The following is a 23,935-nucleotide window of genomic DNA, read 5'->3' as shown; positions in this document are numbered from 1 at the left end:
TCAGTCAAATTGCGAGTGCTGGTCGTTTGCGTCGGAGTCGTCGACTTGTTCGGGCTCTTTAGCGTCATCGTATTCGCCGTTACAGACAGGCAGATCGTAGGGCCAGTCGTCATAGTCGAAATTGTCTTCGTACATGACGCGATCACTCTCCAATTGTGTCTTGTGAGCAGAACGCAAGAATTTGTTTTGATTCTGTTGAACAAAGCGCTTAGCGCGCTTTTTGTTAACAACGTAAATAGTGCTGCCGTAATAGCCGTAAATGTTAATGCACTTGACAAAAGACTGATCTCTTAAAAGCCAACCCAGTGAGTGCGCCGCGACCACTGCGTGTTCCGATATCTTCACATCACGCAGCAGTGCATGGATAATGTCTTCAATGCTGTAACACAGCCAGTGACCTTTTTTGTGGTACTGCGGGTACATCTCGCGCATGCCTTCGACGTATTTAGCGACATGTTTATTGGAAGTAAGCATGCCTTGGTCTTTGCTGATGGCAAACACATTTCCTCGCTCCAGGATCTTTTCTACCCACCCGATGTTAAATGACTCCTGCTGGTCAGAAAGGATTGGCATTTTGGATGGCGTGGTTGTGCGAATGACGTAGCTGTCTTCACCGTTTCTGACAATATCTTTAACGCAATAAACTTCCGGCGGGATATCTTCAGCTTTCACAAAAGTGACAATCCGCGACCGGGTGAAGAATGCGCCGATTGGGAAAAACTGCACATTGTAGCCGCGTTTCTTCTTCTTGCTTTTCTGTGCTGCGGGCACTTCTTCTTTTTCTTCCTGGTTCTCGTCTTCATCAGGGATGTCAATGCTGTAACTGTAGGTCCAGTTCAGCGCATCCTCAAATGCCTGGTCTGCCGCGTCCTTGAGCACTACCTCCGGATAGATTTTCTTTGTGTAGCTCTCCAGTGAGAAGGTACCTCGTGCGATGAGGGTTTTGATGTAATCGTTCTCTTCGGTCGAATACAGCTGAAAGCCTTTGAGCTTATGGAACAGCTCGTGCTCGGTCATGGAGGTCTTTTTCATGAAGTAAACGCTGGTGCGATCCTTCGTGTACATTTGCAAGACTGGTACACTTGACCGGATTGCGTCTTCTGCTTGTGCTACGGTAATGAGAAACTCTTTCATGGAGGACTCCTTGGGTTAAAAAAGAACAGCAATATTGAAGCTATTCACAGTAGTAATATGTGGCTATATTTTATTGGTCCGCTATGCGGCATAAAGCCCTGGGTGATTCCCAGGGCTTTATGCTTTAGTGCGTTCTATTAGGGGCGTTAACTGAAACAAACCAGGCTAAGTACAGGTACAGCTGTGCCTCGAACGAATAATCGTAGTTGTTCTTCACCCAAAAGCGTTTTACAGCAAATGGGAATTTAACCTCTTTAACAGCTTTGTATAAGCTATAGCCGATTTGTGCACGAAGATACAGCTGATCAGAAAATTCTTCAAGAAGCGAAACAAGGTCTTTTTGGTTTTCTGGTAATCGCAAAGGAGACGTGAAGATCACGTCAGGATCGTTAATTCGAACCAACCCCCACTGTCCTTCGCGCATCTCCTCTTCTACAGTTCTCGTTGCTCTTACCAAATACCAGCCTTTAGCAAATTCGCCGTAATCGATTGTCTGCGCGCTACATTGTAAGCACATTTTTAAGCCTTTTAAGACATTATTTCCATCGCATGTAGCCAGGTAACACCTGCATCGATTCTTGCGCTACAGAAGCTTCTAAAGGTGTCCCTGCTGCCTTTGCAATTCGTTTGGCATTCTTTAGCTTTTGTTCTTCGGTGAACTTAGTTTTCCAATCCCACCCCCATTGAAGCAGGGCTTGCTTTTGCACTAAACGATGGTCCTCATTCTTGCTCTTAGGATCGTTGTTGATCTGGCCTTGGTGACGAGCAACAAATGAATTCCATCGACTGATTTGCCAGTCGTCTTCTTTGCCTAGTCGTCTGCCTAGAAAATAATTTATGTACCAGGCGAACCATCCGTTGGGGTCGCTTTTGATCCATCCGTTGTCTTTCCAGACAGACAACCCTTGTCTTGACTTAACACCATATTTGTTAAGCTTTGGATCGGGAGGGTCTTTAGGACCTACCACATTAGGTAGGTTCTTCCAACCAGCAGGAATGCCTTTGATGTTGTTGATGTACTTGCCCTCGAATACGCCTTCCTTGAGCATTTCTTCAGGCGTATAGCTGGGGGCAAATCTGGGGTCCCAGGTAACGTCTTTAGCCATTTTGGGCAGCAGCCGTATTGGCAGCTTTTATTTCTTCATCACGGCGACGCTGCCGTAATTCAAAAGAATTCAGCGCCGCACTGAGATGTATGCGCGCCACGCAGTTCTCCACACAAGGTACAACTTTGTCGAGCTGCTCTATGCGGTCCAGAAGAATTTCAATCAGCGCCTCGTTGGTCAACCCGTTGACACCAGCCTGATTGATTGGTCCTTTTTGAAAGCGTAGATCAGCAAAGACGGTTTCGTCTTTGCTGACTTGGTATTGGTGTCCTGGATTGACTTCGTCGGTGTGAACAGTTAAACCATTTTTATCAGTGTGAATCAGTTTCATGTTTGCCTTTCAGTGTCTAACACATAAAAAAATAACGTGATAAACTGACAAGGAGCCAAAGACCCCTTGTCAGTTTGCTATTACGGATTGTGAACCACGTTTTGACCTGCAATGAACAGGTATTCAAAGTAGAGAACCGTTCCTGATTCTTCGCAAGGGAAGGAGTCAATCTGCTTCTTGATCAGCGCCCGTAGCTCTGCTTCACTCCTAAAGGCGCGATAGATGTGGTATCTGTTATGGTACCATATATGCTGCCCACATTCTTCCAAGTAGGTGATGCGAACCACGTGAATGAGTCCCCATGCACACAGTGTCGATATAACGACACCGCGGTTACAGTGCGCTCGGGACTCATACCATCGTTCTGAGACATTGTCGCTAAAGAGTTTGTAAAACTGCTTGAGCGTCCAGTCGAATTCAAAGCTACCATCCAACGGACTACCGAAGTATTCCTTTGCTCGTTTGTAAAAGTTTGCCGGTATTGAGGAAGCTAACAGCAATGAAAGCATCCCCAAAAAACACAAACTAAAAATCGATATCACGATGGACGACATACTGTTTCTCCAAAATGTTTGTTGTTACATAACAATTGATCCACTTTTCCTTGTCCCGTGACGACCCAGGAGATACATCTCGAATACTTCGTTGGTGTTGTCGTCATCGAAGCGGTCGGCACCGAAGTCATAGACCAAAACGTACTTGGGAAACAGCTGTTCTGCAATTTCCACAAATTCCAAAACTTCACTGCGTTTTTTAGCAGAAGTCAATCTAGGCTTGGCGATATCGGTAGGTTGTTCGTACATGATTTCTACTTGTGTCAGTTGGATTTCGTATTGCGACCAGGGACCATGACCACGAGGGAATTGGCAGAATTCTCCACGATGGACATCCATGTCTCATAGCTGGCAGTCTGGTAGGCAAACACAGGAGCCTTGTTGTCCACCAGCCATTGAATCAGTTCTTCGGCTGTGGTGAAAGCTGGGCTGATAGGTGTGCCTTCCGAGGTATCTTCATACATCATCAGGTGCGTGAGTTCTTCTTCACGCCATTCTGGCATGTGCTTTTCAGGATCGGGACGGTCGCCCACCCATTGCAGGTATGTCCTGCTCTTTTGGTAATCGCTGAGCGGTTCGAGTTTGCCGTCTCGCCCATAGCAAAACCCTCCATTCCACAGCTTCGCTTCCTTGTCCCAGTTCTCAATTCTCTGTGTCAACTTTTCCACATTCCACAAAGGAATGTGGCGCCCGTCTTCTCTTTTCGGGTGTTGCCAGTCTTTGTGAACACGTCGCACTTCTCGTCCCATTTTATTTCTCCGTTAAAAACGTCAGTAAGTTTACTCATTCAACCCGTCACGCATGGCGTCGAGCTGTATGAGTTCTTTGAATGTCAGATAACCAAATCTGCGTGGGTTTACGCAGCAAAAGTTGTTACAGTTGGCAGGTGTTTGTGAAAGCTGGCCCAATTGCTTGGGCGACTTCTTCCAATCATGTCCCCAGTAAATGCTCCTCTTCTTTTTGAGCAGCTTTACTTTGTGGAGTCGTTCGCCTCGCAAGAGGCTTTTCTGGTGTTCTTGCACAGTGAATCCTTTCATGCCCAAGCCACCTCTGATGAGTATCAGAGTACCAATGACTTGGGCGTAAATATGTGCTCACTGTGAATTTGTTGCCTGATCATTTTTACTTCTCTTTCTGGTCTTTTCGTTTCTCGCAGTTCTTAACCTGCGGATTGCGCTGAAACGCTTTGATCAAATTCATTACACGTTGTACAAAGATTTTCATAGTGTTCCTTAGTTGCCGTAGAATGACACGATGCCGGTGTGCATATTCAACACATACCCTTCAAAGTCTTTCGGAAGATGAGCGATTAGTCGGACCTGAATGACTGTCAGGCGATTTTGGAAATAGGCTGTTCTGTCAATGAACTTGGTGTTCTGAAATCCCCACCGACTGATATTTCGCAGGTTGCTGAATGCCACCATGCCGCGAATGACAAATTCACGGAATGCTTCAACTGATAGTTGCTCCAGCTTTTTTGCATACACATACTCGATGGCTTCTTTGAGCGGTTCATGGAAATCGTTATCGGAAAAATGGAACGCAATGAAGTTCATTTCAGGTTCTCGGAAATAATCATCAATCAAGGATTTCATGGAACATTTGATGTTATTCGCACCCACAGGGTTTTGTGAATGTACCGAGAAGGTAAAGTCCTTTCTCAGTTTAAAAACTGGGTTGTCTTCGTAGAGGCGATCAATCATCCAGTTGATGAACACCATGCTGGTGTCGTCACCACCTAAGTCGTGGTCAAATGAGATGCGCTTAGGAAGTGACCGCACTGCGTTGCAAAACGCAATGGCCTCTTGGGAAGACCTGACCACCACAAACGAATGCTGTTCTTTCTCAGCAGGAAAACGTTCATCGTCAATGAACATTTCCCATTCGCCTCGGCTGTACGAGCCGTTCGCATCCCAGATCAAGAACTGGTCTTCCTTGACCTTGATGGCCAGCCTGGCCACCGCAACATGATTGACTTGCGGATATCCGGAGTCCGTCATTCCTGTGATCTTTCCAGCACCCACAGGGCTGTTGAATACCTCGTCGTTGAGGATGATTACATCTTGCATTACTTACTCCTTTAGAAAACACTTTAAAAAACAGCATAAAGCCCAGGAGCTAACCCCTGGGCTTTATGCTGTTAACTACGCATCCCATTGTGCACTAAGGTGATCAATCTCAATACACAACAGGCTACGGACTCCGGATATAGAACACCGGTGTCAATAACTTAGGTGTCGCCCAACCGATCATGGACAACTAAAGCAAAGTAGAATCTGGCCAGGACTCCACTCACACCCTCGTTAGGTTTTATTTGCAATGAATACAAAAAGGATTTGGGCTGCATCAATCCCGACATCTAAGCCGAACTAATCGTTACAGTCCATTACAGTGCGAACTCGTACGGTCACCGCTTCTAGCAGCAGACCTAAGCATCATTCACTGTACCCAGAACACCTATACCTTCTCTGGAATTAGGGAATCGTTCCCTATTCAATATAGTGGTCGTGTAAAAAAATACACACACGACCACTAGCACGGCATTACAAGGTTAATTGAGTGGTGTATTTTAATCACCAACTCATTATCGAGTTGGTGTGTAGCGGCTTTAAAGTTCGTAGTGTCTGCAAACTCCTCCATTGCTTTTAAGAACAACTGTTTGCAGGCTTCAGCGCCCGACTGCTGGGTATAGACACGAACGGTCAGATTGTTGGTAAGCTGCTGGCCTGAACTAGGGTCATTTAGTGGTTTGGCAAACTCAAGAGTGATGGATTGTCCCGCTGATTCAAGTGACATGACAGTTCCTTATAAAAAGTGAATAGACGGCATAAAAGCTCGGGATTACTCCCGAGCGATTATACTGGTGCATCGAAAGGGATTCGAACCCCTAACCAAAGAATTATGAGTTCTATGCTCTACCGTTGAGCTATCGATGCGTGGTCCGTCTGGAGGGATTCGAACCCCCATCTAGTCCTTCGTTGGAGTTCGATTAGAAATCGAGTGCTTTGTCCAATTAAGCTACAGACGGATTTTTGGTGCTGGCAGAGAGAATCGAACTCTCACCTGAGGCTTACAAGACCACTGCACGACCTTTATGCTACGCCAGCACACTAAAAAACAAGAATGAGATTGGTGCAAGTGGAGGGATTCGAACCCTCGGTGTGATCATTAATCTGTGGCGGGTTTTAAGCCCGCTGCGGTTCAACCAATTTCGCCACACTTGCACTGTTCTACAAACTATAGCAGTCGTGTGTAAAAAATTTATTAGCTACCTGCGATTCGCTTATCGCGCTGAATAATGTCAGTACATCCTTGGTGACCGTGTGCACAGGCGTCAGGCATCCCTTCAGGGAATGAAGCACAACAGTCTGAACATATCCAAGCACACATGCCTTTAGCCGCTTGCATTGTCCATTCTTGCGTAGCTTTGTTGACAGTGTCCAATTGCTGCCCAGCTACTTTGCCAATAGACACGGTTGCAAATACCCCAGGGATGTTAGCTTTTGCATGCGCAGTGCTCTTGTCTGGAGTTTCCAATGGCCGGCGGATGTGCTCCACCATCTTTGCGACTACGGTAGTCATCGCGAGTTCGAGCTCGACCTGATTATGTTGTTTTGAGCACCACGTTTCCCAACCCAGCTGCGCAAGCCTGCGTACAACAGCAAAGCTGTCGCACTGCCTTGATCGTATTTTTTCAATCAACTCAGCGGTTGGTCGATAAAAAAACTTGTCATTACGATACCTTCCTAAAGCCATAATCAGGTACTCGTCGTTTGTGGCAGTGTAGGCTAATGTGACTGCTTCTTGCGACTGGTCATAACCACCTTGTCTACCTTCTTCTGTAGACACTTCATCCAGTGCGGCTGGTTCTAGCTTAAGCATGTTTATTCCTCGTTAGCAATTTTGAGAATGGTGTCACAATGACAGCGACAGGGTTTACAGAAACAGATCAGGTTTTTCCCCTTGAGCTGCTCCTTCATGGCCGTAGCCAGCCCAGGTAGTGTTTCTGCATATTCTTCGTACTTGTCACATACCTCATCACGAGTGCCGTCCTTGCCTATTACAAAAGGGTTTCCCCAAGGAGATCCCCTTCCGCAATAAACACCCGTCTCACCCGGTTTGAGTTTGTACCGGTTAAGAACTTTTGGCATGCTTATCCAGTATAACGGGAGTTAAACGCGATGACATGCTTCGCGTTGGTCTTACCTTCAAGGGCCTCATTAAGGTGCTTGTCCAAAGCCTCAGTAAAAACGTTTTTTGCCAGATGTGGCGGCAACGTCGTTACCCAGTCTACGAGGTCTTGCGCTTTCTCAAATTGGGGCTCAGCACCAGCATGATTCGCTTGTGCAACATTTGACGCGGTCTCGTTCACTTCTCGAACGAATGTGATGCTCTTGCCATCATCCATAAAAACAGTGAAGTCGTTCATGATCAAAAAGTTCACCAGTGCGCTATCGAGATCGCGCAACATGTTGCGCAGTGGTAGCGTGATCTCGGTAAATACCACATGCCGTTGCGAACCTGGTGTTCTCAGGAACCACTCTTGACGTGTCCTTACTTTGCACTTAGTGCCTGCTGCGAAGCGGTTTTCTAAAAACCGACGAAGCTGGTGGTAGGCATCCAGGTCAGTAATGGTGAAGTTATTGGGCAGGGCTTCGCACATTTTGTTGACAAACACTTTAGCCATGGTTGATGTTCCTTTAGGAGATTGCACAATTGCAAGGTAGTAATATATGTCTATAAATATTTGAAAGATAAATATTAAAATTAACGGCGTGTGTAATCTTTTGTACCGTTTTTATTTTAGGAAACAAATGAAACAATCTTTGAATTGGTTGGAATACGAGCAAGTCACTCACCTTGATGACGGTTTTCACAGTGTGAAGATCATCAAAGATTCGTGTTCCCATGCTGGGCAACGAATCACGACGTTTCAGCTCCGCTACTGGCGCGCGATTCATGCGGAACTCATGACACATCGGGTATTCAGCAGAAATGCCAGCTCGTCTCGTGCTATCCCAGTTAAGACCATGCTCAAGCAGGTGTGGAATGATCCTGCGGGTCCTGTTCATTGGGGTGTCAATCGCCCAGGCATGCAGGCCAAAGAGGAACTGCAAGGCTGGCGCAAGACTGTCGCTAAATGGCTTTGGCGGACTGCGGGTAAGGCTGCGTGCGTGTTTGTGTGGAGCGCCATGAAAATCGGTCTGCACAAACAAGTAGCGAATCGGTTGCTCGAACCCTGGCAGTACATCCATGTGGTATTGTCAGCGACAGACCTTGATAATTGGGATGAGTTGCGTATTCATCCTGATGCACAACCTGAGATACGCTCCCTTGCATCCAGTATGCGACTTGCTAGAATTTTTAGCAATCCAACATACATGAGAGAAGGCGAATGGCACTTGCCATACGTGTCGTTGGATGATTACGTGACTCTTTCCGGTGATCATGAGGATCGGATAAATATCCTTAAGCAAGTCTCTGCAGCGCGATGCTGCCGCGTGTCGTATTTGAAGCACGATGGCACTGCTGCATCCGTTAGCGAGGACATCGATCTTTGCAGGAAATTGGCCAGCTCACGACCTATCCACGCCAGTCCGTTCGAGCATGTGGCCACACCGTGTCTCTCTAATGACAAGAGCCAAACAGGTAACTTCAATGGTTGGCGACAATACCGCAAAGAAGTTGAACAAGAAATTTTTCAATTAGAAAACAAAGGAGATACGAATGCTTAAACTTATTGCAGGTTACCTCAAAGCACGAATGTTGCGCCGTCAATGGCCAACCAGCCAACAGCTCGATCAATTGCGCAATGTGATATTGGCGGATTCTCGCTGGATGTCACATGACCCAAAAGTAGCAGCGTTGACAGAGCGCTACTTGGATCTTTTGCAGCCCGATTGGTACACACGAGTCGTGGTTCCGGTACACATCTTCCGCAAGAAAATCGGTTGTGATCCTCACGAAAAGAAAGAAACGGCGGATAAGTAAGTCTGTTAATAACTAGCATAAGAGCCTGGTAAAACCCAGGCTCTTATGCTGTCTACATAAATGCAGGATATCCTAGGTTGTGAACGACATCGTTTGAATAAAGTATGTGCTGCTTAAAGGACCAATATGTTTTCCACAATTAAACGCTTAACAGGCAACATCACCATAGAGACCCGAGGTAACGAGATATTTGTAGAAGGCGTCGATGCCGAGGTGATGGCCAAAGACATTAAGGCCATTTGGGGTACTAACAAGATCAACCAACACATGTTTTCCCGCATGTGGCGTAGCTCTTTTTCTTTCCCTTCATTCTTTGCACCTGACGTGCTCTATACCCTAGAGCGCTTGACCCAACACAATTCTCTTAAATTAAGCATCCGTACGCTGAACAAGATCAAAGAGCACTTGCTTAGCGATACCTGGTTGAGTAAGATTTCTCAACCAGTGATTCCACGTTTAGACAGGAGCATGTTAAAAAACTTGAAGTACACGCCACTGGACTTCCAAGAAGAATTCTTTACTGCTTACGAAACGCTGACACAGCACTATGGGCTCAACGGCTTGTTGCTGGCTGCGAGTGCTGGCAGTGGCAAGACCTACACCTCGCTGGCACTCTCAGAGATGCTGCATTCCGAGCGTGTCATTGTAGTGGCACCTAACAACGCCTTGAATCGAGTTTGGGAAAGTAGCTTCAATGAGCATTTCCACAAACCACCGTCATACTGGCTAACCAACAGCAACCAGAAGTTCAAAGGTACAGAAAAATTTATTGTAGGCAACTACGAAGCCTTACCAACACTGCTGGAAATTGCCAAGTCTATTGGCACCAACAAGATCACGATCATCTTGGATGAGTCGCACAACTTCTCATCGCTAGACGCTAAACGCACTCAAGCATTCATTGAATTGTGCGCATTGACGCAATCACAAAACGTCATTTGGTTGTCGGGTACGCCGATTAAAGCACTGAGCATCGAGGCGATTCCTTTGTTCCGCTGCATTGATCCGTTGTTTACGGAAGATGCGCAGACACGGTTTAAGAAGATTTATGGCGGCTCGAATGAGCGGGCTGTTGAGATTCTGAAAAACCGCATGGGTTTGGTGTCATTCAAGGTGGAGAAGAGTCGGCTTAATCTGCAAGACCCTATCTTCCAAGAAATTAAAGTGAAGATGCCCAGTGCACAACAGTATACGCTTGCTGCTATCCGTGACAAGATGCGCGAGTTTGTGAAAGAACGTCACGACTATTATCGCGAAAGAAAACCCACAGATGAGGCCTTGTTTTACCAGTGCCTTAAACTGCACAAAAACGGTTTGACTACAGAGCGTGAGTTGGCAGAGTTTGAGCAGTACGAAACTTACCTGAAGTTAGTGATCAAGTCCTCGGGCGACTTCTCCGCAAAAGACTACATGGTGTTTTGTAACCGCTACGAGGCCAATAAGATCATCCCTTCTTTGCCACCCGAGCTGAAGAACGAGTTTAAGGACGTTCGCTCGATTGTGAAGTATGTGCACTTGAAGATACAAGGCGAGTGTTTAGGGCGGATTGTGGGCGGTGCGAGAATTGCTTGCCATGTTGACATGGTGGAATACTTGCCCTTTAAAGCGATCTGTCAATCCACCAAAAAGAAGACTGTGGTGTTTACTTCGTTTACACACGTCATCGAAAGGTGTGAGCGCCAGTTACCTTTGATCGGTCTCAATCCTCTGTCAGTGTATGGTAAGACCAACAACAACCTCAGCAGTATTATCGAACAATTCGATAAGGACGAAGACATCAATCCGCTCTTAGCGACGTATGTGTCGTTGTCTACTGCGGTGCCGTTGACTATGGCAGACACGGTCATCATGATCGATGCACCTTTCCGTGACTATATTTTGCAACAAGCAGTTTCCCGTGTGCATCGAATTGGCGCAAACACGCAATGCTACGTGTACACCACCTCCCTGGACACAGGGAATGAACCCAATATCAGTACACGAAGTGTCGATATTCTGAAATGGAGTCAGCAGCAGATTGAAGAGATCCTGGGAATCACCTCACCGTTTGACATCACTGACGATCTGGAAAGTTACAATGCTTCTCTAGAAGGTATTGACAGCCCTGCGGTGCTTGCCGACAAACAAAAACCCAGCTTCTTGAGCTGGTGACATGTCTTTTATTTAAAAGGAAAAGAAAATGGGACGATCAGTCACAACCAAAATTGTTTCTACAGTAGCTGGAAGGACCGGAGACGTCAGTTTGGCGATCACTGACGTTAATGGTGCTGCACCACTGGAATCACCTATATTGACGGGGATTCCAAAAGCCCCTACAGCAGCCGCTGGAACAAGTACCACCCAGATTGCGACCACGGAGTTTGTCTCCAACATCGCAATGAGTGCCGGTTCTGTGTCGATAACGAATGCAGCGCCTGCTGCAGAGGCGGTAGGTGCTTCTTCGGCACTGGGTTCGTCATCGGCTGCTGCACGCTCCGATCACGTTCACGCCATGCCCGGCGTTGCTACTTCGACTGCGGCGGGCTTCATGAGTGCGGCCGATAAGGTGCGCTTAGACGCCACAGCCCCTTTAAACTCTCCTACTTTTACGGGTACTGCCTCGTTTGAGTATATTGAAAATAAACCAGAGTTTCTTGCGTATGGCGAGGACGGTGGTGGTTTGATGTTTCAGTTGCCCACAGCTGGCACGACACTTACTGGCGATATCATCATTGATTCTACTAAGGACGTGGTGCGCATTTATGAAAGTGGCGGCGATCAACGCGGTCTTAGCTTTGATCTAGACGAATATTCACCGAGTGCAGGGACGCGTTTTTCTAAGAGCGATCACACACACACCGATGCCACAATAAATGCATCTGGCTTGATGAGTGCTGTAGATAAAACAAAGCTAAACGGCATAGCTGCCAGTGCCGCCGCATTAGGCACCTCAGCAGGTACCAGCTTAGCAACTTCAGCCGCTGTAGGATCTGCAACCACAGCGGCAAAGAGTGATCACGTTCACCCATTGCCGTCATTAGCAACACTTGGCGCAGCTGCAGCTGCACACTCTCACGACCTCTCGAACGCGAGTGTCAAGTATGCAGATAGCGCAGGCAGGGCTCACCCTGTTCGCGAAGATGGCGTTAATATTAATTTCAATTGGACATCAAAAACTGGCCAACCTCAATGGGTTTGGGGCGCAAACGATGGCCAGGACGAAACCAACTACTACGTCTATAATCCGTCTGGATTCAGTGTTGATACAGCACATAACTTGCGCCCTGGCGCCAACCAGGGCATTGTCTGGGATAATGATGCGTTTGGAGGAGGCGGTGATACTGCATCCATCCTCTTAGAAAGCGGCGGAGGTGAGGACATAGCGATGATGTTCCGCCTGACTAACGACGCAACTGACGTTTTCCGGTTCTGGAACGCAAGCAGTGGTACTGACACCCCAGGCGTCACTCACCATAATGATGGAATGACGCTTAATGGTCACGTTATCCTGAATGCGGCCAACTACAATAACTACGCCGCACCTGCAAGTCACGGACATGATCTCAGTGCGGCCAGTGTAAATTACGCTAACAGTGCTGGCTCGGTTGCATGGACCGGGGTCACAGGAGCACCAGCTACTTATGCACCGTCTGCACATGCACACGACTACGCCGCTACTAATCACACCCACGATTACGCTGCGGCTTCACATACGCACAATAAGTTATATAGTCGTAACCTTGATGCGAACTACACAATAGAAGCGGAATGGGACAGTGGTGCTGGTCGAGGCTGGCGCCTAAATGGCTATTACCAAGGCAATTTTCACGATGGTTTTGGCGTTAAATATGCCGACAGTGTTACAGATCCTGGAAGCAATAAATCCGGTGCGGGTTATGTGAAGCTGCCTGGGAGTGGTTTAATTATTCAGTGGGGACGTGTCGCAGTTGGTGATCCACAAACGGATTATTTTGACACCTCTGCATTATTCCCTATCGTGTTTCCGAATATGGCATTTCATGTGCATACTACGATGGAGTCGTTTGCTGCAGGCGCATTTGATGCAAGTGTTGCCGTCACCGGCATTACAAATTCTGGTTTTTCTTTCACGGTTCAAGAATGGAACAACGCAGTTCAGCAAATTTACGTTACCTTCATTGCGATTGGATATTAAAATGAGCATTTTTTATTCTCAGAAAACAGGTGGTTTTTACGTCTCGGAAATCCATGAAAGTATCCCTGATGATTCTGTAATGATATCTGAAGAACTGCACCGTGAATTATTAAATGGTCAATCTAAAGGAAAACGTATTTCATTGTCGCCGAACGGATCACCCGTACTTACAGACGTTGTTTTTACTGAGGAGCAGCGCCTAGTAGCAGCAAAAAGAGCCGCCGGTATATGCCTAAAAAACACCGACTGGTATGTTACTCGCATGATGGAAACCGGAAAGCCCATTCCTGACGACGTTTTACAAAAACGGCAAGAAGCGCGAGCCTTACTTAACTGACGCTTTCACACTTAACAAAAAAAATAAGCTAACAGCATAAGAGCCGTGGGAGTTCCCACGGCTCTTATGCTTTCATTAACTTAAATCCTTTACTTAAAGGTTGTTGTAATTCGCAGCAAACTGCGACAACTTGACCTCACTTTGTTGAGTGTCTTTCAAATAGGTTTTCAGCGCAGCGTGGTTGGTTACTACTTTCTTGTAGTATTTTTTACCTCCACCGCCCGAATAGCACTGCAAGGCAGCTTTCAGGTTGCGGCGACTTTTGTCCCAGCAATCCTTAAGAATTTGAGTTCCCACTTCAATCGAAGTGTGAGCATCATAGGGGTTACGACCCTTGAGCTTGTCCCGGTGAAACCGAGGAACCACTTGCATCAGGCCTTTCGCGCCGTAAAACGATTTGGTGTTTTCTTTGAAGTTGGACTCCGTCTTGATGACAGACATGACCAACAAGGGATTGATGTCATTCAAGTGAGCCGTGGCCCAGACATTGCTGACAATCTTCTTCAGCTTCGCATCCGACATGGTCGGAGAGCTGTTTTCTTTGACCCACTGCACAGCAGCCACACGTTCTGCGGAGACAGGTTCAGCGTGTGCCGTAGGAGGCATACACGCAAAAAGAACCAGTGAGACCACGAATAAAAACGCTGAAACAATCTTCATGACAAATCCTTTTTGATTAGGGGATTAACACAGACAAGCAATCTCATCTGTTGCAAGTGTTTGCGTCTAGGAGTCATTTCCCCTAGGGCCGCAGAGAAAAGCTCAAGGGAGCCTACTGCGGGCATGCATTCTTTACACCTGCGCATGAACTGGAGACCCAGCCATGCCATGTGCGAACTAGATAATTCTAATCGCACGCTCTCAATCGTGATGCACCCCCTTCTTGTTTAAGCACTATTACTGTAATATGTGTTCAAAATAATACTGGACGATACATATAGTAAAAGTATTTTTAGTAAACTTTTATCGTTTCGCAACAATTCTGTGTCAAACTACCATTGAGGAATTCTACCGTGTCAATTTTCAAAAGGGCAGCAAAATGGGCCAAACAACTGGTGGGTCTTGCGAACACAGAAGGATATAAGCCTACCATAGACATCACTTACAGGAATGGTTGGATGTCAATTGGTGGTAACGTGTACACACCTAGCATTGCGTTAAAAGAAGCGCTTAAGATTTACGAGACGGATTATAAAGAAGAGGACTTAAGTAAACATGGGTATTGGATGCATTTGGTGGCCAATCACTCCAAGGACAGTTTAGTTAAGACTGCCATCTATATTCAGCAAGAAGCCCCAAAGGAAGCTGACAACATTAAGCGTTGCATTACTGTAAGTGCGCACCTACATGACGTAAGTATCCCCGAATCGTTGTGCCTCATGGACAGAACCACCGCATTAATGATTCTGATTTATGCTAAGCATCGCGAAATGAAAGTGATTGACGTAGACAATCAGCCCATGTCTGATTTTGTTGATGTCCATAAACTGCCACAGATTATCGACTCGGTCCTTAGAAACAACACAATTATGCACCTGCTGTTCTCACAGAAGGTGCCTCCGAATATTCACAACTTCATGAAGAATATTCGCTTTACCAACATCGATAAAAGCACCCGGTTGCGCGCTTATCAAAAAGTGCTCACATGCATTTACCTGAAAGCAGGACTTGCTATCCCTAGTGATTATTTTTATTTCGATATCGAAGTTCACGATTACGTCAAGCGAAGCGGGTCTTATGAAGACCATAAATACAATGTAGCAAAAGTGCTCGCTGACTAGCGCATTGGCTTGGCGCGCTGAGTTACAGCACATACACCATAAAACCTCGTGAGGCGCCCTTACAGTGCCTTCACGAGGTTTTATGGTGTATATTAAGGTTTCATGCGGTGCGCAATCAGTTCAGAAAAAGAGTCTAAGAACTTGTTGACTTCACACAAGGGCTTAGATGCATCAATACACCAAATGCTACCAGGGGCCTCTTTATTGGCAGCGTCCATTCGTTTGTGGTAGTAGTCGTACTGCTTTGCCAACACCTCCAGACTTCCTTCAGTAAAATGGTTGTCTGCCTCACGTTCGTTCTTTGTTCTCTCAAAGGCAATATGCGCGGGTAAATCCATCAGCAGTGTCAAATCGGGCCGATTGGACAAGTAGCGAATTTCTTGCATATTCTCAAGCATCAAGATAGCTGGACGAAGGCCGTCCATATAACCTTGATAAACGTGCATGGAGTCGGTATACCGATCACTCAGCACCACCTTGCCTTCTTTTAAAGCGGGATAAATCAGGTTCTTTAAATGCTGAATGCGTCCTGCCATGACCATCAGAAGACGCGCCATAGGGTCCAGTGGTTCTTCGTGTTGCCCCACAATCAGATTGCGCAACTGCTCCGAAATGGCAGTTCCTCCAGGCTCTCGAGTGGTGACCACTTCGATACCTTGTGCCCTTAAAGCTTCAGCCAGGTATTTCACAGCAGTGGTCTTGCCTGAGCCATCCAGTCCTTCCACAGTAATAAAAAGACCCGGTTTCTTGTTCTCGGTTTCCATGGTTTAATCCTTGCAGGTTGATTACATTACATGCTGTTTTTAAGTAAAAATAAATAGACAGCATAAAAACCCTTAGGTTATAACCTAAGGGTATGGTGCGATCGATCAGATCGAGCAGACCGGCAGTTGCGCGATCAGTTGTTCTTGAGTCAGCTCAGCGGCACCGCCTTGCGCTTCAGCCAGCAGCTCAAACGTCAGGAACCAGCACTCGTCCATCCAGGTAGCCAGCGTGATGCCTTCTTGTTGGTAAGGACCCGGATAGGCTGCACGCAGGGCTGCAGACTTGATGTCGTCGTAGCCGTGTTCACGGGCTTTGGTGTCCAAGTGCACTTGGACGTGACCCAGGTAACGCTGCTTGAGTTCTTCGGCTTCCATGCGGTACGACTCGGCCAGGATCTCCGGATCAGTGATCGGGGAAACGGTCCAGTCTTGTGTCCAACGGCCTGTTTCCTCGTTGTACGCAGGCTCATTCACCACAGCCTGCTCGCGGCGTGCCAGCGGCGGCGGGTCCTTCAGTTCGACCAAGTCGGCGCCGAAGCTATCGGCGATCTCTTGGCTGATAGCCTCAGGGAACGACACATTGGGATGCAGGGTACGAAACCCGGCATCACCGACGATCAGGCCGGATTCTCGAATACGGAACTGAGTTCGAAAAGACATAAAAAATCTCCTAAGAAATGAAAAGCACCCAATTGCATAGAATGCAATTGAGATTATTTTTTTTGTTAACGGACAACTTTACCGTAGACCGTAGTGCCGCCGTCGCGAGTCCAAAGCATCACGAAGTCGATGCCAGAGGCTTGCAGCGGGGTACCGTTAGCACTAAACACTTGCGTGAATGCGCCATCGGACAACACCCAATTGATCGTAGGCCAAGTAATGGCGAATGCACCACCATTGACCACCTCCAGCATCAGCATGTTGGACGTCGTATTTCCGGGCCAGTTGGCAACAGACAGTGTAGTCGCTCCGGTGACTTGCATGCGCTGGTGTTGACCCAAGGCAAAGTCTACGGCTACTGCGCCAGCAACGAGGCCTTTGTCCAGATACTTGCGTAGGCTTCCGTCAGCACCAGCACTGCCGGTATCGCCTTTGGGGCCTTGCGGACCCTGTGGACCTTGAGCACCAGCGGCACCCGCTGCGCCAGAAACTGCGATGGTCCAGTCAGCAAATGTGCCACTGCCTGTAACATTGACCGCGTTGATTGTCAGGTTGCCGTTGGCATAGCTGACCACTTCACCTGTCATGCTGTTGTTGCCAGCAACAGCAATCACCCATTGCTTTGCAACAAACTGCTTTCCAGTGCCGATCGAAAAGCTCTTGCTGCCCGTTCCGATAGACAGAGAAGTCTTGCTGGTGGCAGACAGGGCATAACCATAGCCTGCGGCGCTGAGCGCAGCCGTGCTTGCTTGATCCCGCGCACTGGCTGCATTGGTGGCAGCCAGTGTGGCCACATCGGCTCGAATGGTAACGTTTTGCGCAGCCGCCTGTGCATTGGATGCGTGGGTTTGCGCAATCGACATGGCTTCAGTAGCGGTCTGAAGCGCCGACAGTGTAGCGTCCTTGTAGCTTAGTGTTCGCTGTTCAGCCAGCTGCAGGACTGCGATAGCAGCCTCTGCACGTTGTACGGCATTTTCTGCAGAGTTTACCAGGTTCGTTGCTGTGTCCAACTTGCTGGACAACGGCAGCGATTTGACCATATTGGCCAACGTAGGGATTTCGCCACTTTCGATGACAATTGTCTCGGTATCTGTACCGTGCACAAACTTGTGCGCCAGATCCAAGTCAACTTCTAATCGTGCGCGAATCAGATCAAAGGCGAGAGATCCACTCATTATTTTTCCTTTACTAAGGATTTACGACATAAAAAAGAAAGTGCAGCAATGGGGAGATTGCTCGCCCCATTGCTGCATCAACTCACATTAAGCCAGGGCGTCCATCTTCTTGATGCTCAGCTTGATGTTGCTCGACTCCGACAGCTCGATGCGCACGGAGTTGTTGTTGATTTCAGTGAAACCAACGATGTCGCCGTTCCACGACAGGTCTGCAGCTTGAACCAGCAGCGACCACTGAATGAATTCAGCAGCCAGGTTGTGTTCAATCACGTGGACCAGTTGCGGGACCAGGGTCTTGACGTTGAAGACCGTGCCGTTGATCTGCGTCTTCAGAGTCGCAGTGGCGGTCGAACCAGCAGTTTGAGCGCTGTCGATGCGGTCGCTCAGAGCTTGCTCTGCAGCAGTAGCGCGAGTGACTTCAGCGCCAATGCTGACTTGAGCAGCAACGGCCTTGTCATCGACTGCCTTGACAGCAGCGTCCAGTTTGAAGTCTGCGTCCTTCAGGCTTGCTGCGCTGTTCAGGTAGTTGGAGTTGGTCGGAGCCAGGTAGGTACCGTTGGTTTCCAGACCAGCGCCAGCTTCGATGTTGTCGATCTCTTGCTGTTGTGCCAGGTCCGAAGTGCTACGGGTGGTGGCTTCGGCTTGGATGCTGGCAGCCAGTGCGGCTTCAGCGGTGGTGCGGCTGGTGATTTCACTGGTCAGGTCGTTAGAAACGCCCTTCAGCGAGCTATCCAGCGTCATCACGGCGCCCATCACCGTGGTGGCGCTGTTGATGTAGTTCGAGGTAGTGATGGCGTCCAGGCTGCCGTCGGTCTTGACACCAATGGTGGCTTGGGTCAGATCCAGTTCAGCTTGGATGGCAGCGTCAGCAGCGATGCGAGCAGCGACTTCGGCTTGGTCTTGAACTTCGTCAGCGGCGATTTGGCCGTTAACGTATTCGGTAATGCGGTTTTCCAGCGCGGTGTCGCCGTCAGCACGCAGTTGTGCTTCAGCGGTCAGTGCAGTCTGGATAGCCGCATCAGCAGCAGCGCGCGCCGAAGCTTCAGCGACAACAGCGGTGTCCAGCAGGACAGCAGCACCAGCCAGCGAGGTAGCGCTGGAGATGTAGGCTGCACCAGCTTCAGGGACGTAAGCACCCGTGATGGACAGACCAGCACCACCTTGGGTGTTGTTCAGTTCAGCTTGAACAGCTTGAATGGTCGTGTCCAGTGCTTGGTCGCCAGCCAGACGTGCAGCTGCTTCGGTGGTCAGTTGGTCCGAAGCGGCCGAGGTGGCCACTTGGTCAGCTGCGATACGCGCGTCGGTTTCGGCTTGCAGGGCGGTCGAAGCTGCCAGTGCTGCTTCGGTGTCGGCCGTGGCACGAGCCATTTGCTCTGCAGTGATCGCCAGCGAAAGCGTTTCGATGGCGTCGACGCGAGCATCAACTTCAGCTTGCAGAGCAGCAGTCTGCGTGGTGTTGTTGGTGGTAACGGTGCCACTGATGGCGTTCAGTGCTGCGACTGCGGTTTCGCGGTCGTAGATGGCGTGAGTGACAACGCTACCCGATTCGATCACCGAGTACTTCAGGGTGCCTTCGGTGGTGTTGTGCCAGATCCGCGAACCAACCAGGTTGGCCGGGTCTTCGGTCAGTTTTTCAATTTGCAGGTTCTCGATGAAGCTGCTGCCGGCCAGACGGAGACCGTGGAACTTGGGAAATGCCATTTTTATGCCTTATAGAGGTTTCTCAAAAGTGCGGGTAATGTTAGAAAACATCGTCATCCCACATTAAATATGATGCTTGCGCTGCCTTCTTCTGGTTCAGTGAACTGAATCCAGATTTCGTCCTTGCTGATTGGCGTAATACTGGTGAATAAAGGCGTGCCTTGCGAGTCTGCTAAGGTCGCAATAAAGCTGCTAGTTTTGAGATTGTGCTTAATTTTCCAGACCATCGAGCTCTCAAACTCATAGCGTCTGGTCACGATCCCAGAGACAGCTTGCCCCACTACGTTAAGCATGACTTTCTTGTTCATGCCTTCTTGTACAATTTCCATGACCTCGTAGCCGGTTAACTTATCGGCCGGAGGTAGCTGGGAAATCGTTACCATTTCAGGCAGTATGAAAGGATCGGTTTCATTTGAAGTCGATTGACAAGAATCGCACGAATTGGGTAAGGTGAAGGACATGACAAGCCGATGTTGAAGTTGAGGACTTAACACCTCTTTTGTCACATGACACAATACGCACGTAACTGAAAGGTGCTATTCGAGCAATAGAATCTTTTGTAGATTCCTTGAATGGCAGACATAGCATAAAAGAAAGAACGCTGTATTGAAGGCATAATACCCTGGCGACTTGCCAGGGTATTATGCTGTCATGAATTGCTTATGCGGAAATGCTTACACTTCCGAACAGCCTTCCGTTTGCCCACAGCAGCGTAACCACTGTGGTTGTAGCACCCAGTACCGGTGCTGTGTTGTCGGCCCAAGTGATGTCTACGGGCCATGTAACCGTACCACCAGTACCTGTAAGCACAATCACAATCGACATCGCACGCGATGATGGCGGTGCATTTGTGAAAGAGATTGTTTTATTGGCCGTGATGTCAATGCTGAAGACCTGTTTCTTAGACAGGTCTAAAACACCAGTGCCGTTGACCTCATGGTCTAAATCGTACCGGTTGAAGCGTGACCACCCCGACACAGTTCGGAAGTAATCGCCGACAGAACCTGCAGTCACGTCTTCCAGCTTATTTACGACCGCCCAAACTCCATTGTAGCGAACGTACTCTTTTCCGTCTTTCGGTGCTTCATCAACCGCCACAGCTACCCAAGAATTGTCCTTTCGAACATACTTGACTCCGTCCTTAGGAGCGTCCGTGAGCGTGGTTTGAACCCACATTCCGTTCTCACGGATGTACAGCTTGCCATCATCGGGTGCGTCATCAATCGTGGTTGCTACCCAGCCGCCATCTTTTCTGAGGTATTTCAGGCCGTCGTTTGGTGCATCGTAGACGTTACCGCCACCGACGAAACCTTGCGAAGACCATGCGGTCGAGGTGATTTTGTAGAAAATCTCTTGACTGATGCTGTTGAAGAAGCAATCGTTGGTACGACCATCCAGTGCGTTGGGATTGCGTTTTGCAATGATCCAGCGTGCGCCAACATCACCCTTGGGACCCGTAGGACCTTGAGGACCCGTAGGGCCTGTAGCACCAGTAGGTCCTGTAGCACCGCGCTCACCCTTAGGTCCACGAATGGGGCCTAAGTCAACATATTGGCCATCCACCCAACACCAGAAGTTTGTTCCAATTAAGTAACCTTCGCCGATTGTTCCGGTTGTAGGCAGTTCCGTGACTGATGTCAGGCTGCCCAAAATCGTAACACCTGGACCCATGTCACCCTTATCGCCTTGAATGCCTCGGATGTCTCCTGTGTCGACATAACCAACGCCATCAAAGACGTACATGTGCCCGCCAATGAGATAAGCATCATTCAGCTTGCTAGTTGCGCTGTCTGGCAAAAGCGCAATGTCTGTTAAGGGTCCCTTGACATTGAGCGAAATACCCCTGGGGCCCTCGGGCCCAATGGGACCAGCAGGGCCTTGCGGGCCCACCAGTGCTGCAAAGAAATCAGCCTGAGTGGCAATAGAAGGGTCCAGTGACTTGGCGATATCCAGCGCAGACGGACCAGCAGGCCCAGTCAGATCGCCCATATTGACCCAGTCAGTGGAGTCAAATACATGCATCTCGCCGTTGATCAAATAGACATCACCGTCCTTCGTGTTGACTAATGTGTCCAGATCAGCGACCGTGGCGAGTTTGCCTTTCGGCGTAAGCCCAGGACCCATAGGGCCTTGCAGACCCACTTCGCCATTAAGGCCATTGAGACCATTAATGCCATTATCGCCCTTGTCACCCTTGGGGCCAATAGGACCCATCAGGTTACCCATGTTCACCCAGGTACTATTGTCATAGGTGTACAATGTACCGTTGATCAAGTATGAGTCACCCTTTGCAGGAGAGACAATGCCTGTCAGATTGGCAACGTCTGCCAGTGTTCCTTTTGGTGTAATTGCAGGACCCGCAGGACCTTCATCACCTTGGATACCTTGAAGGCCCTGTGGACCTCGATAGGTGCCGATGTTTTTCCAAGCACCGGAACTGTAAATATACAGGCTGTCGCCAATGGCGTATGCATCACCGTCACTAGGTGCCGGAGTAGCGGGTATATCACCCACAGTAGCAACGGTCCCCTTCAGGCTCACACCTTGTCCAGCATCGCCTTTAAGGCCTTGCGGACCCTGCGGTCCTTCGGGCCCAATGGGGCCAGTAGGGCCTGCTGGCCCTACAGCGCCTTGCGGACCCTGAGGTCCTTGTGGTCCCAATGGACCAGCAGGCCCAGTAGCCCCTACAGCGCCTTGCTGACCCTGAGGTCCTTGGATACCTTGCGGACCCTGAACACCCACAAGCCCTCGAAGACCTTGAGGTCCACGGAACGGGCCAAGATCCTCCCATTTCGAATCTATCCAAGCCCAAAGATTTTCACCTACGACCCAGGACTCTGCGTCTGCTCCGCCTACTGTCGGAAGACCAGAGACGTCCGCTGCACGACCTACGATGGTGATCCCCTTGCCTACGGGACCAATGGGACCCATAACACCCTGGTCACCTTTGGGGCCCTTGAGAGATTCCAACCAGGAGACTTCGTCACCCAACCACCCTGCAGTTTTCGCTACTTCGAATGCGCTGTCACCGGGGTCACCCTGAGGACCTTGCGCGCCATCTTCTCCATGGAACCCTGTTATCCATTCTTGGAACGTGCCGCCATAGCCAAGTTGCTGCTCTAACTCAAATGCGCTCTTTCCAGCAACGCCTTGATCACCTTTGTCGCCCTTATCGCCTTTGGGTCCTTGGATAGGACCCACGTCAACAAATACAGCACCGTCCCACACCCAGAAGTTCACACCGATCATGTAACCTTCACCAGGTTGCCTGCCGGCACTGTGAGCTGCAAGTTCAGCAGCGCTGTCCAGTCGGCCGAGGATAGCGATGTTGGCACCCACCTCACCCTGGTCACCTTTATCACCCTTATCGCCTTTGAGCGAAGCAATCCATTCCGCCTGGGAGCCAAAGTAACCACCAGCTATGGCGGTTTTATAGGCGCTGTCGCCTTGATCGCCTTTATCCCCTTTTAGGGATGTCAGCCATTCGGCTTGCGTGCCATTGAAACCCGCACGAACAGCCACCTGGTAAGCGTCCTTACCATTTAGAGAAGTGAGATATTCTTGCTTGGTCCCACTGTAGCCAAAGTATTGCGCCAGCTCGTAAGCGCCCAGACCCTGTGGACCCACTTGACCCACTTTGTCCCAGTACGAGCCGTTCCACACGTACATCCGTTCTTCGATGATGTAAGTATCGCCATTATCACCACTTGGAGGGAGGTCTGCAACCGAGTTAAAACCACCCAAGACACGCAAACCAATGCCGTCCTGGCCCTTTAGGGAATCCATCCAGTCAACAATGGTGATGTAGCTCGGGTTGTATTCTTGCGCTACTTCAAAGGCTGATTTACCAGCAGGGCCTCGGATGTCACCGAAGTTCTGCCATTGCCCAGCATTCTTGGTATAGAACGTACCGTTAATCACCCATGTTTCACCATCCACATAGTCCTCAAGGTTCATGCTGGTGAGTTGATCAGGGCTATCTAATTTACCCAAGATACTCAAGCCAGTGCCCATAGGACCCGGTCGACCGTCCTTGCCGTCAACACCGTCGATACCATTGATACCGGGGTCGCCTTTAGGACCCTTCATGCTCTCCATTGTGGCGGGATTGGTCAGTACAACTTCCAAGCCTACACCTGTACTGACAGGCACCAGACCTGCTGCGACAGTCAGTGGATTGTCCTTAGACGAAATCCGTTTGGGTAACTCGACGTTGACAAAATCTTCAAATGGCGTAGCCATGTTGTA

At 48.9% G+C, this 23,935-nt stretch carries 25 protein-coding genes and 4 tRNA genes; 6 read left to right on the top strand and 23 right to left on the bottom strand.

All coding sequences use genetic code 11. The annotated features are described in order from the left end of the window. The 16 genes from PHQ58_RS04675 to PHQ58_RS04605 form a co-directional block, all read right to left on the bottom strand. Positions 1-1,134: a hypothetical protein gene (locus PHQ58_RS04675; RefSeq protein ID WP_300107644.1), complete on the bottom strand. Its 1,134-nt coding sequence runs from the start codon at positions 1,132-1,134 to the stop codon at positions 1-3. Between the two features lie 124 nt (positions 1,135-1,258). After that, on the bottom strand, positions 1,259-1,651 hold the full coding sequence (locus PHQ58_RS04670; RefSeq protein ID WP_300107641.1) for a hypothetical protein: 393 nt from the start codon (positions 1,649-1,651) through the stop codon (positions 1,259-1,261). Positions 1,652-1,670: 19 nt separating this feature from the next. After that, positions 1,671-2,240, bottom strand: coding sequence for a hypothetical protein (locus PHQ58_RS04665; protein WP_300107638.1), 570 nt, complete (start codon positions 2,238-2,240; stop codon positions 1,671-1,673). Then, entirely contained in the window at positions 2,233-2,571 is a 339-nt protein-coding gene (locus PHQ58_RS04660) for a hypothetical protein (protein ID WP_300107635.1), read from the bottom strand. Before PHQ58_RS04660 ends, PHQ58_RS04665 begins: the two co-directional genes overlap by 8 nt. 80 nt (positions 2,572-2,651) lie before the next feature. Beyond that, on the bottom strand, positions 2,652-3,125 hold the full coding sequence (locus PHQ58_RS04655; RefSeq protein ID WP_300107632.1) for a hypothetical protein: 474 nt from the start codon (positions 3,123-3,125) through the stop codon (positions 2,652-2,654). A 24-nt stretch (positions 3,126-3,149) separates the two neighbouring features. Continuing rightward, the gene (locus PHQ58_RS04650) at positions 3,150-3,374 is read right to left on the bottom strand and encodes a hypothetical protein (RefSeq protein WP_300107629.1); all 225 of its coding nucleotides are present in this window, start codon (positions 3,372-3,374) and stop codon (positions 3,150-3,152) included. Positions 3,375-3,388: 14 nt separating this feature from the next. Beyond that, positions 3,389-3,874: a hypothetical protein gene (locus PHQ58_RS04645; protein WP_300107626.1), complete on the bottom strand. Its 486-nt coding sequence runs from the start codon at positions 3,872-3,874 to the stop codon at positions 3,389-3,391. Between the two features lie 483 nt (positions 3,875-4,357). After that, positions 4,358-5,194 carry a cyclic-phosphate processing receiver domain-containing protein gene (locus PHQ58_RS04640; RefSeq protein ID WP_300107623.1) on the bottom strand — a complete coding sequence of 279 codons (837 nt, stop codon included), beginning with the start codon at positions 5,192-5,194 and terminating at the stop codon, positions 4,358-4,360. Between the two features lie 463 nt (positions 5,195-5,657). Next, positions 5,658-5,921, bottom strand: a complete 264-nt coding sequence (locus PHQ58_RS04635) for a hypothetical protein (RefSeq protein WP_300107620.1) — start codon at positions 5,919-5,921, stop codon at positions 5,658-5,660. Between the two features lie 65 nt (positions 5,922-5,986). Beyond that, positions 5,987-6,061 (bottom strand) — tRNA-Ile (locus tag PHQ58_RS04630). A gap of 1 nt (position 6,062) precedes the next feature. Then, positions 6,063-6,153: transfer RNA gene (locus PHQ58_RS04625), tRNA-Arg, on the bottom strand. A 5-nt stretch (positions 6,154-6,158) separates the two neighbouring features. Continuing rightward, positions 6,159-6,232, bottom strand: a tRNA-Thr gene (locus PHQ58_RS04620). A 23-nt stretch (positions 6,233-6,255) separates the two neighbouring features. Further along, a tRNA-Leu gene (locus PHQ58_RS04615) sits at positions 6,256-6,349 on the bottom strand. A 40-nt stretch (positions 6,350-6,389) separates the two neighbouring features. After that, the gene (locus tag PHQ58_RS04610; protein WP_300107618.1) at positions 6,390-7,007 is read right to left on the bottom strand and encodes a hypothetical protein; all 618 of its coding nucleotides are present in this window, start codon (positions 7,005-7,007) and stop codon (positions 6,390-6,392) included. A gap of 2 nt (positions 7,008-7,009) precedes the next feature. Further along, positions 7,010-7,276, bottom strand: a complete 267-nt coding sequence (locus PHQ58_RS23615; RefSeq protein ID WP_367187271.1) for a DUF4326 domain-containing protein — start codon at positions 7,274-7,276, stop codon at positions 7,010-7,012. A 2-nt stretch (positions 7,277-7,278) separates the two neighbouring features. Next, positions 7,279-7,812, bottom strand: a complete 534-nt coding sequence (locus tag PHQ58_RS04605; protein WP_300107615.1) for a hypothetical protein — start codon at positions 7,810-7,812, stop codon at positions 7,279-7,281. 127 nt (positions 7,813-7,939) lie between these two features. Here PHQ58_RS04605 and PHQ58_RS04600 point away from each other — a divergent pair, with 127 nt between their 5' ends. The 5 genes from PHQ58_RS04600 to PHQ58_RS04580 all read left to right on the top strand — a co-directional run bounded on the left by PHQ58_RS04600 (position 7,940) and on the right by PHQ58_RS04580 (position 13,606). Further along, positions 7,940-8,860, top strand: coding sequence for a hypothetical protein (locus PHQ58_RS04600; protein ID WP_300107612.1), 921 nt, complete (start codon positions 7,940-7,942; stop codon positions 8,858-8,860). Further along, on the top strand, positions 8,853-9,116 hold the full coding sequence (locus PHQ58_RS04595) for a hypothetical protein (RefSeq protein WP_300107609.1): 264 nt from the start codon (positions 8,853-8,855) through the stop codon (positions 9,114-9,116). Before PHQ58_RS04600 ends, PHQ58_RS04595 begins: the two co-directional genes overlap by 8 nt. 126 nt (positions 9,117-9,242) lie before the next feature. Further along, positions 9,243-11,267 carry a DEAD/DEAH box helicase family protein gene (locus tag PHQ58_RS04590; protein WP_300107606.1) on the top strand — a complete coding sequence of 675 codons (2,025 nt, stop codon included), beginning with the start codon at positions 9,243-9,245 and terminating at the stop codon, positions 11,265-11,267. Between the two features lie 28 nt (positions 11,268-11,295). Then, positions 11,296-13,269: a hypothetical protein gene (locus PHQ58_RS04585; protein ID WP_300107603.1), complete on the top strand. Its 1,974-nt coding sequence runs from the start codon at positions 11,296-11,298 to the stop codon at positions 13,267-13,269. Position 13,270: 1 nt separating this feature from the next. Next, positions 13,271-13,606, top strand: coding sequence for a hypothetical protein (locus PHQ58_RS04580; protein ID WP_300107600.1), 336 nt, complete (start codon positions 13,271-13,273; stop codon positions 13,604-13,606). Positions 13,607-13,699: 93 nt separating this feature from the next. Here PHQ58_RS04580 and PHQ58_RS04575 read toward each other — a convergent pair whose 3' ends face one another. Further along, complete coding sequence (locus tag PHQ58_RS04575) at positions 13,700-14,266, bottom strand: lytic transglycosylase domain-containing protein (RefSeq protein WP_300107597.1); 567 nt, start codon at positions 14,264-14,266, stop codon at positions 13,700-13,702. 353 nt (positions 14,267-14,619) lie between these two features. On the opposite strand from PHQ58_RS04575, the gene PHQ58_RS04570 reads away from it, so the two are divergent. After that, positions 14,620-15,387 (top strand): hypothetical protein, encoded by a 768-nt coding sequence (locus tag PHQ58_RS04570; RefSeq protein ID WP_300107595.1) that lies wholly within the window; start codon positions 14,620-14,622, stop codon positions 15,385-15,387. Positions 15,388-15,479: 92 nt separating this feature from the next. On the opposite strand, the gene tmk is transcribed toward PHQ58_RS04570, so the two are convergent. From tmk to PHQ58_RS04540, 6 genes are all read right to left on the bottom strand, one after another. After that, positions 15,480-16,151: a dTMP kinase gene (tmk, locus tag PHQ58_RS04565; protein ID WP_300107592.1), complete on the bottom strand. Its 672-nt coding sequence runs from the start codon at positions 16,149-16,151 to the stop codon at positions 15,480-15,482. Between the two features lie 105 nt (positions 16,152-16,256). After that, entirely contained in the window at positions 16,257-16,811 is a 555-nt protein-coding gene (locus PHQ58_RS04560; RefSeq protein WP_300107589.1) for a hypothetical protein, read from the bottom strand. A 65-nt stretch (positions 16,812-16,876) separates the two neighbouring features. Further along, the gene (locus tag PHQ58_RS04555; protein WP_300107586.1) at positions 16,877-17,986 is read right to left on the bottom strand and encodes a hypothetical protein; all 1,110 of its coding nucleotides are present in this window, start codon (positions 17,984-17,986) and stop codon (positions 16,877-16,879) included. An 87-nt stretch (positions 17,987-18,073) separates the two neighbouring features. Further along, positions 18,074-19,687, bottom strand: coding sequence for a hypothetical protein (locus tag PHQ58_RS04550; RefSeq protein ID WP_300107583.1), 1,614 nt, complete (start codon positions 19,685-19,687; stop codon positions 18,074-18,076). A gap of 53 nt (positions 19,688-19,740) precedes the next feature. Then, positions 19,741-20,148, bottom strand: a complete 408-nt coding sequence (locus tag PHQ58_RS04545; protein ID WP_300107580.1) for a hypothetical protein — start codon at positions 20,146-20,148, stop codon at positions 19,741-19,743. A 199-nt stretch (positions 20,149-20,347) separates the two neighbouring features. After that, a complete protein-coding gene (locus PHQ58_RS04540; protein WP_300107577.1) occupies positions 20,348-23,929 on the bottom strand; it encodes a hypothetical protein in 3,582 nt (1,193 codons plus the stop codon). Positions 23,930-23,935: the final 6 nt, after the last annotated feature.

Origin of the sequence: Rhodoferax sp., from assembly GCF_028688795.1 — a bacterium.
Lineage (GTDB): Bacteria > Pseudomonadota > Gammaproteobacteria > Burkholderiales > Burkholderiaceae_C > Rhodoferax.
This window is presented reverse-complemented; position numbering and strand designations above follow the sequence as displayed.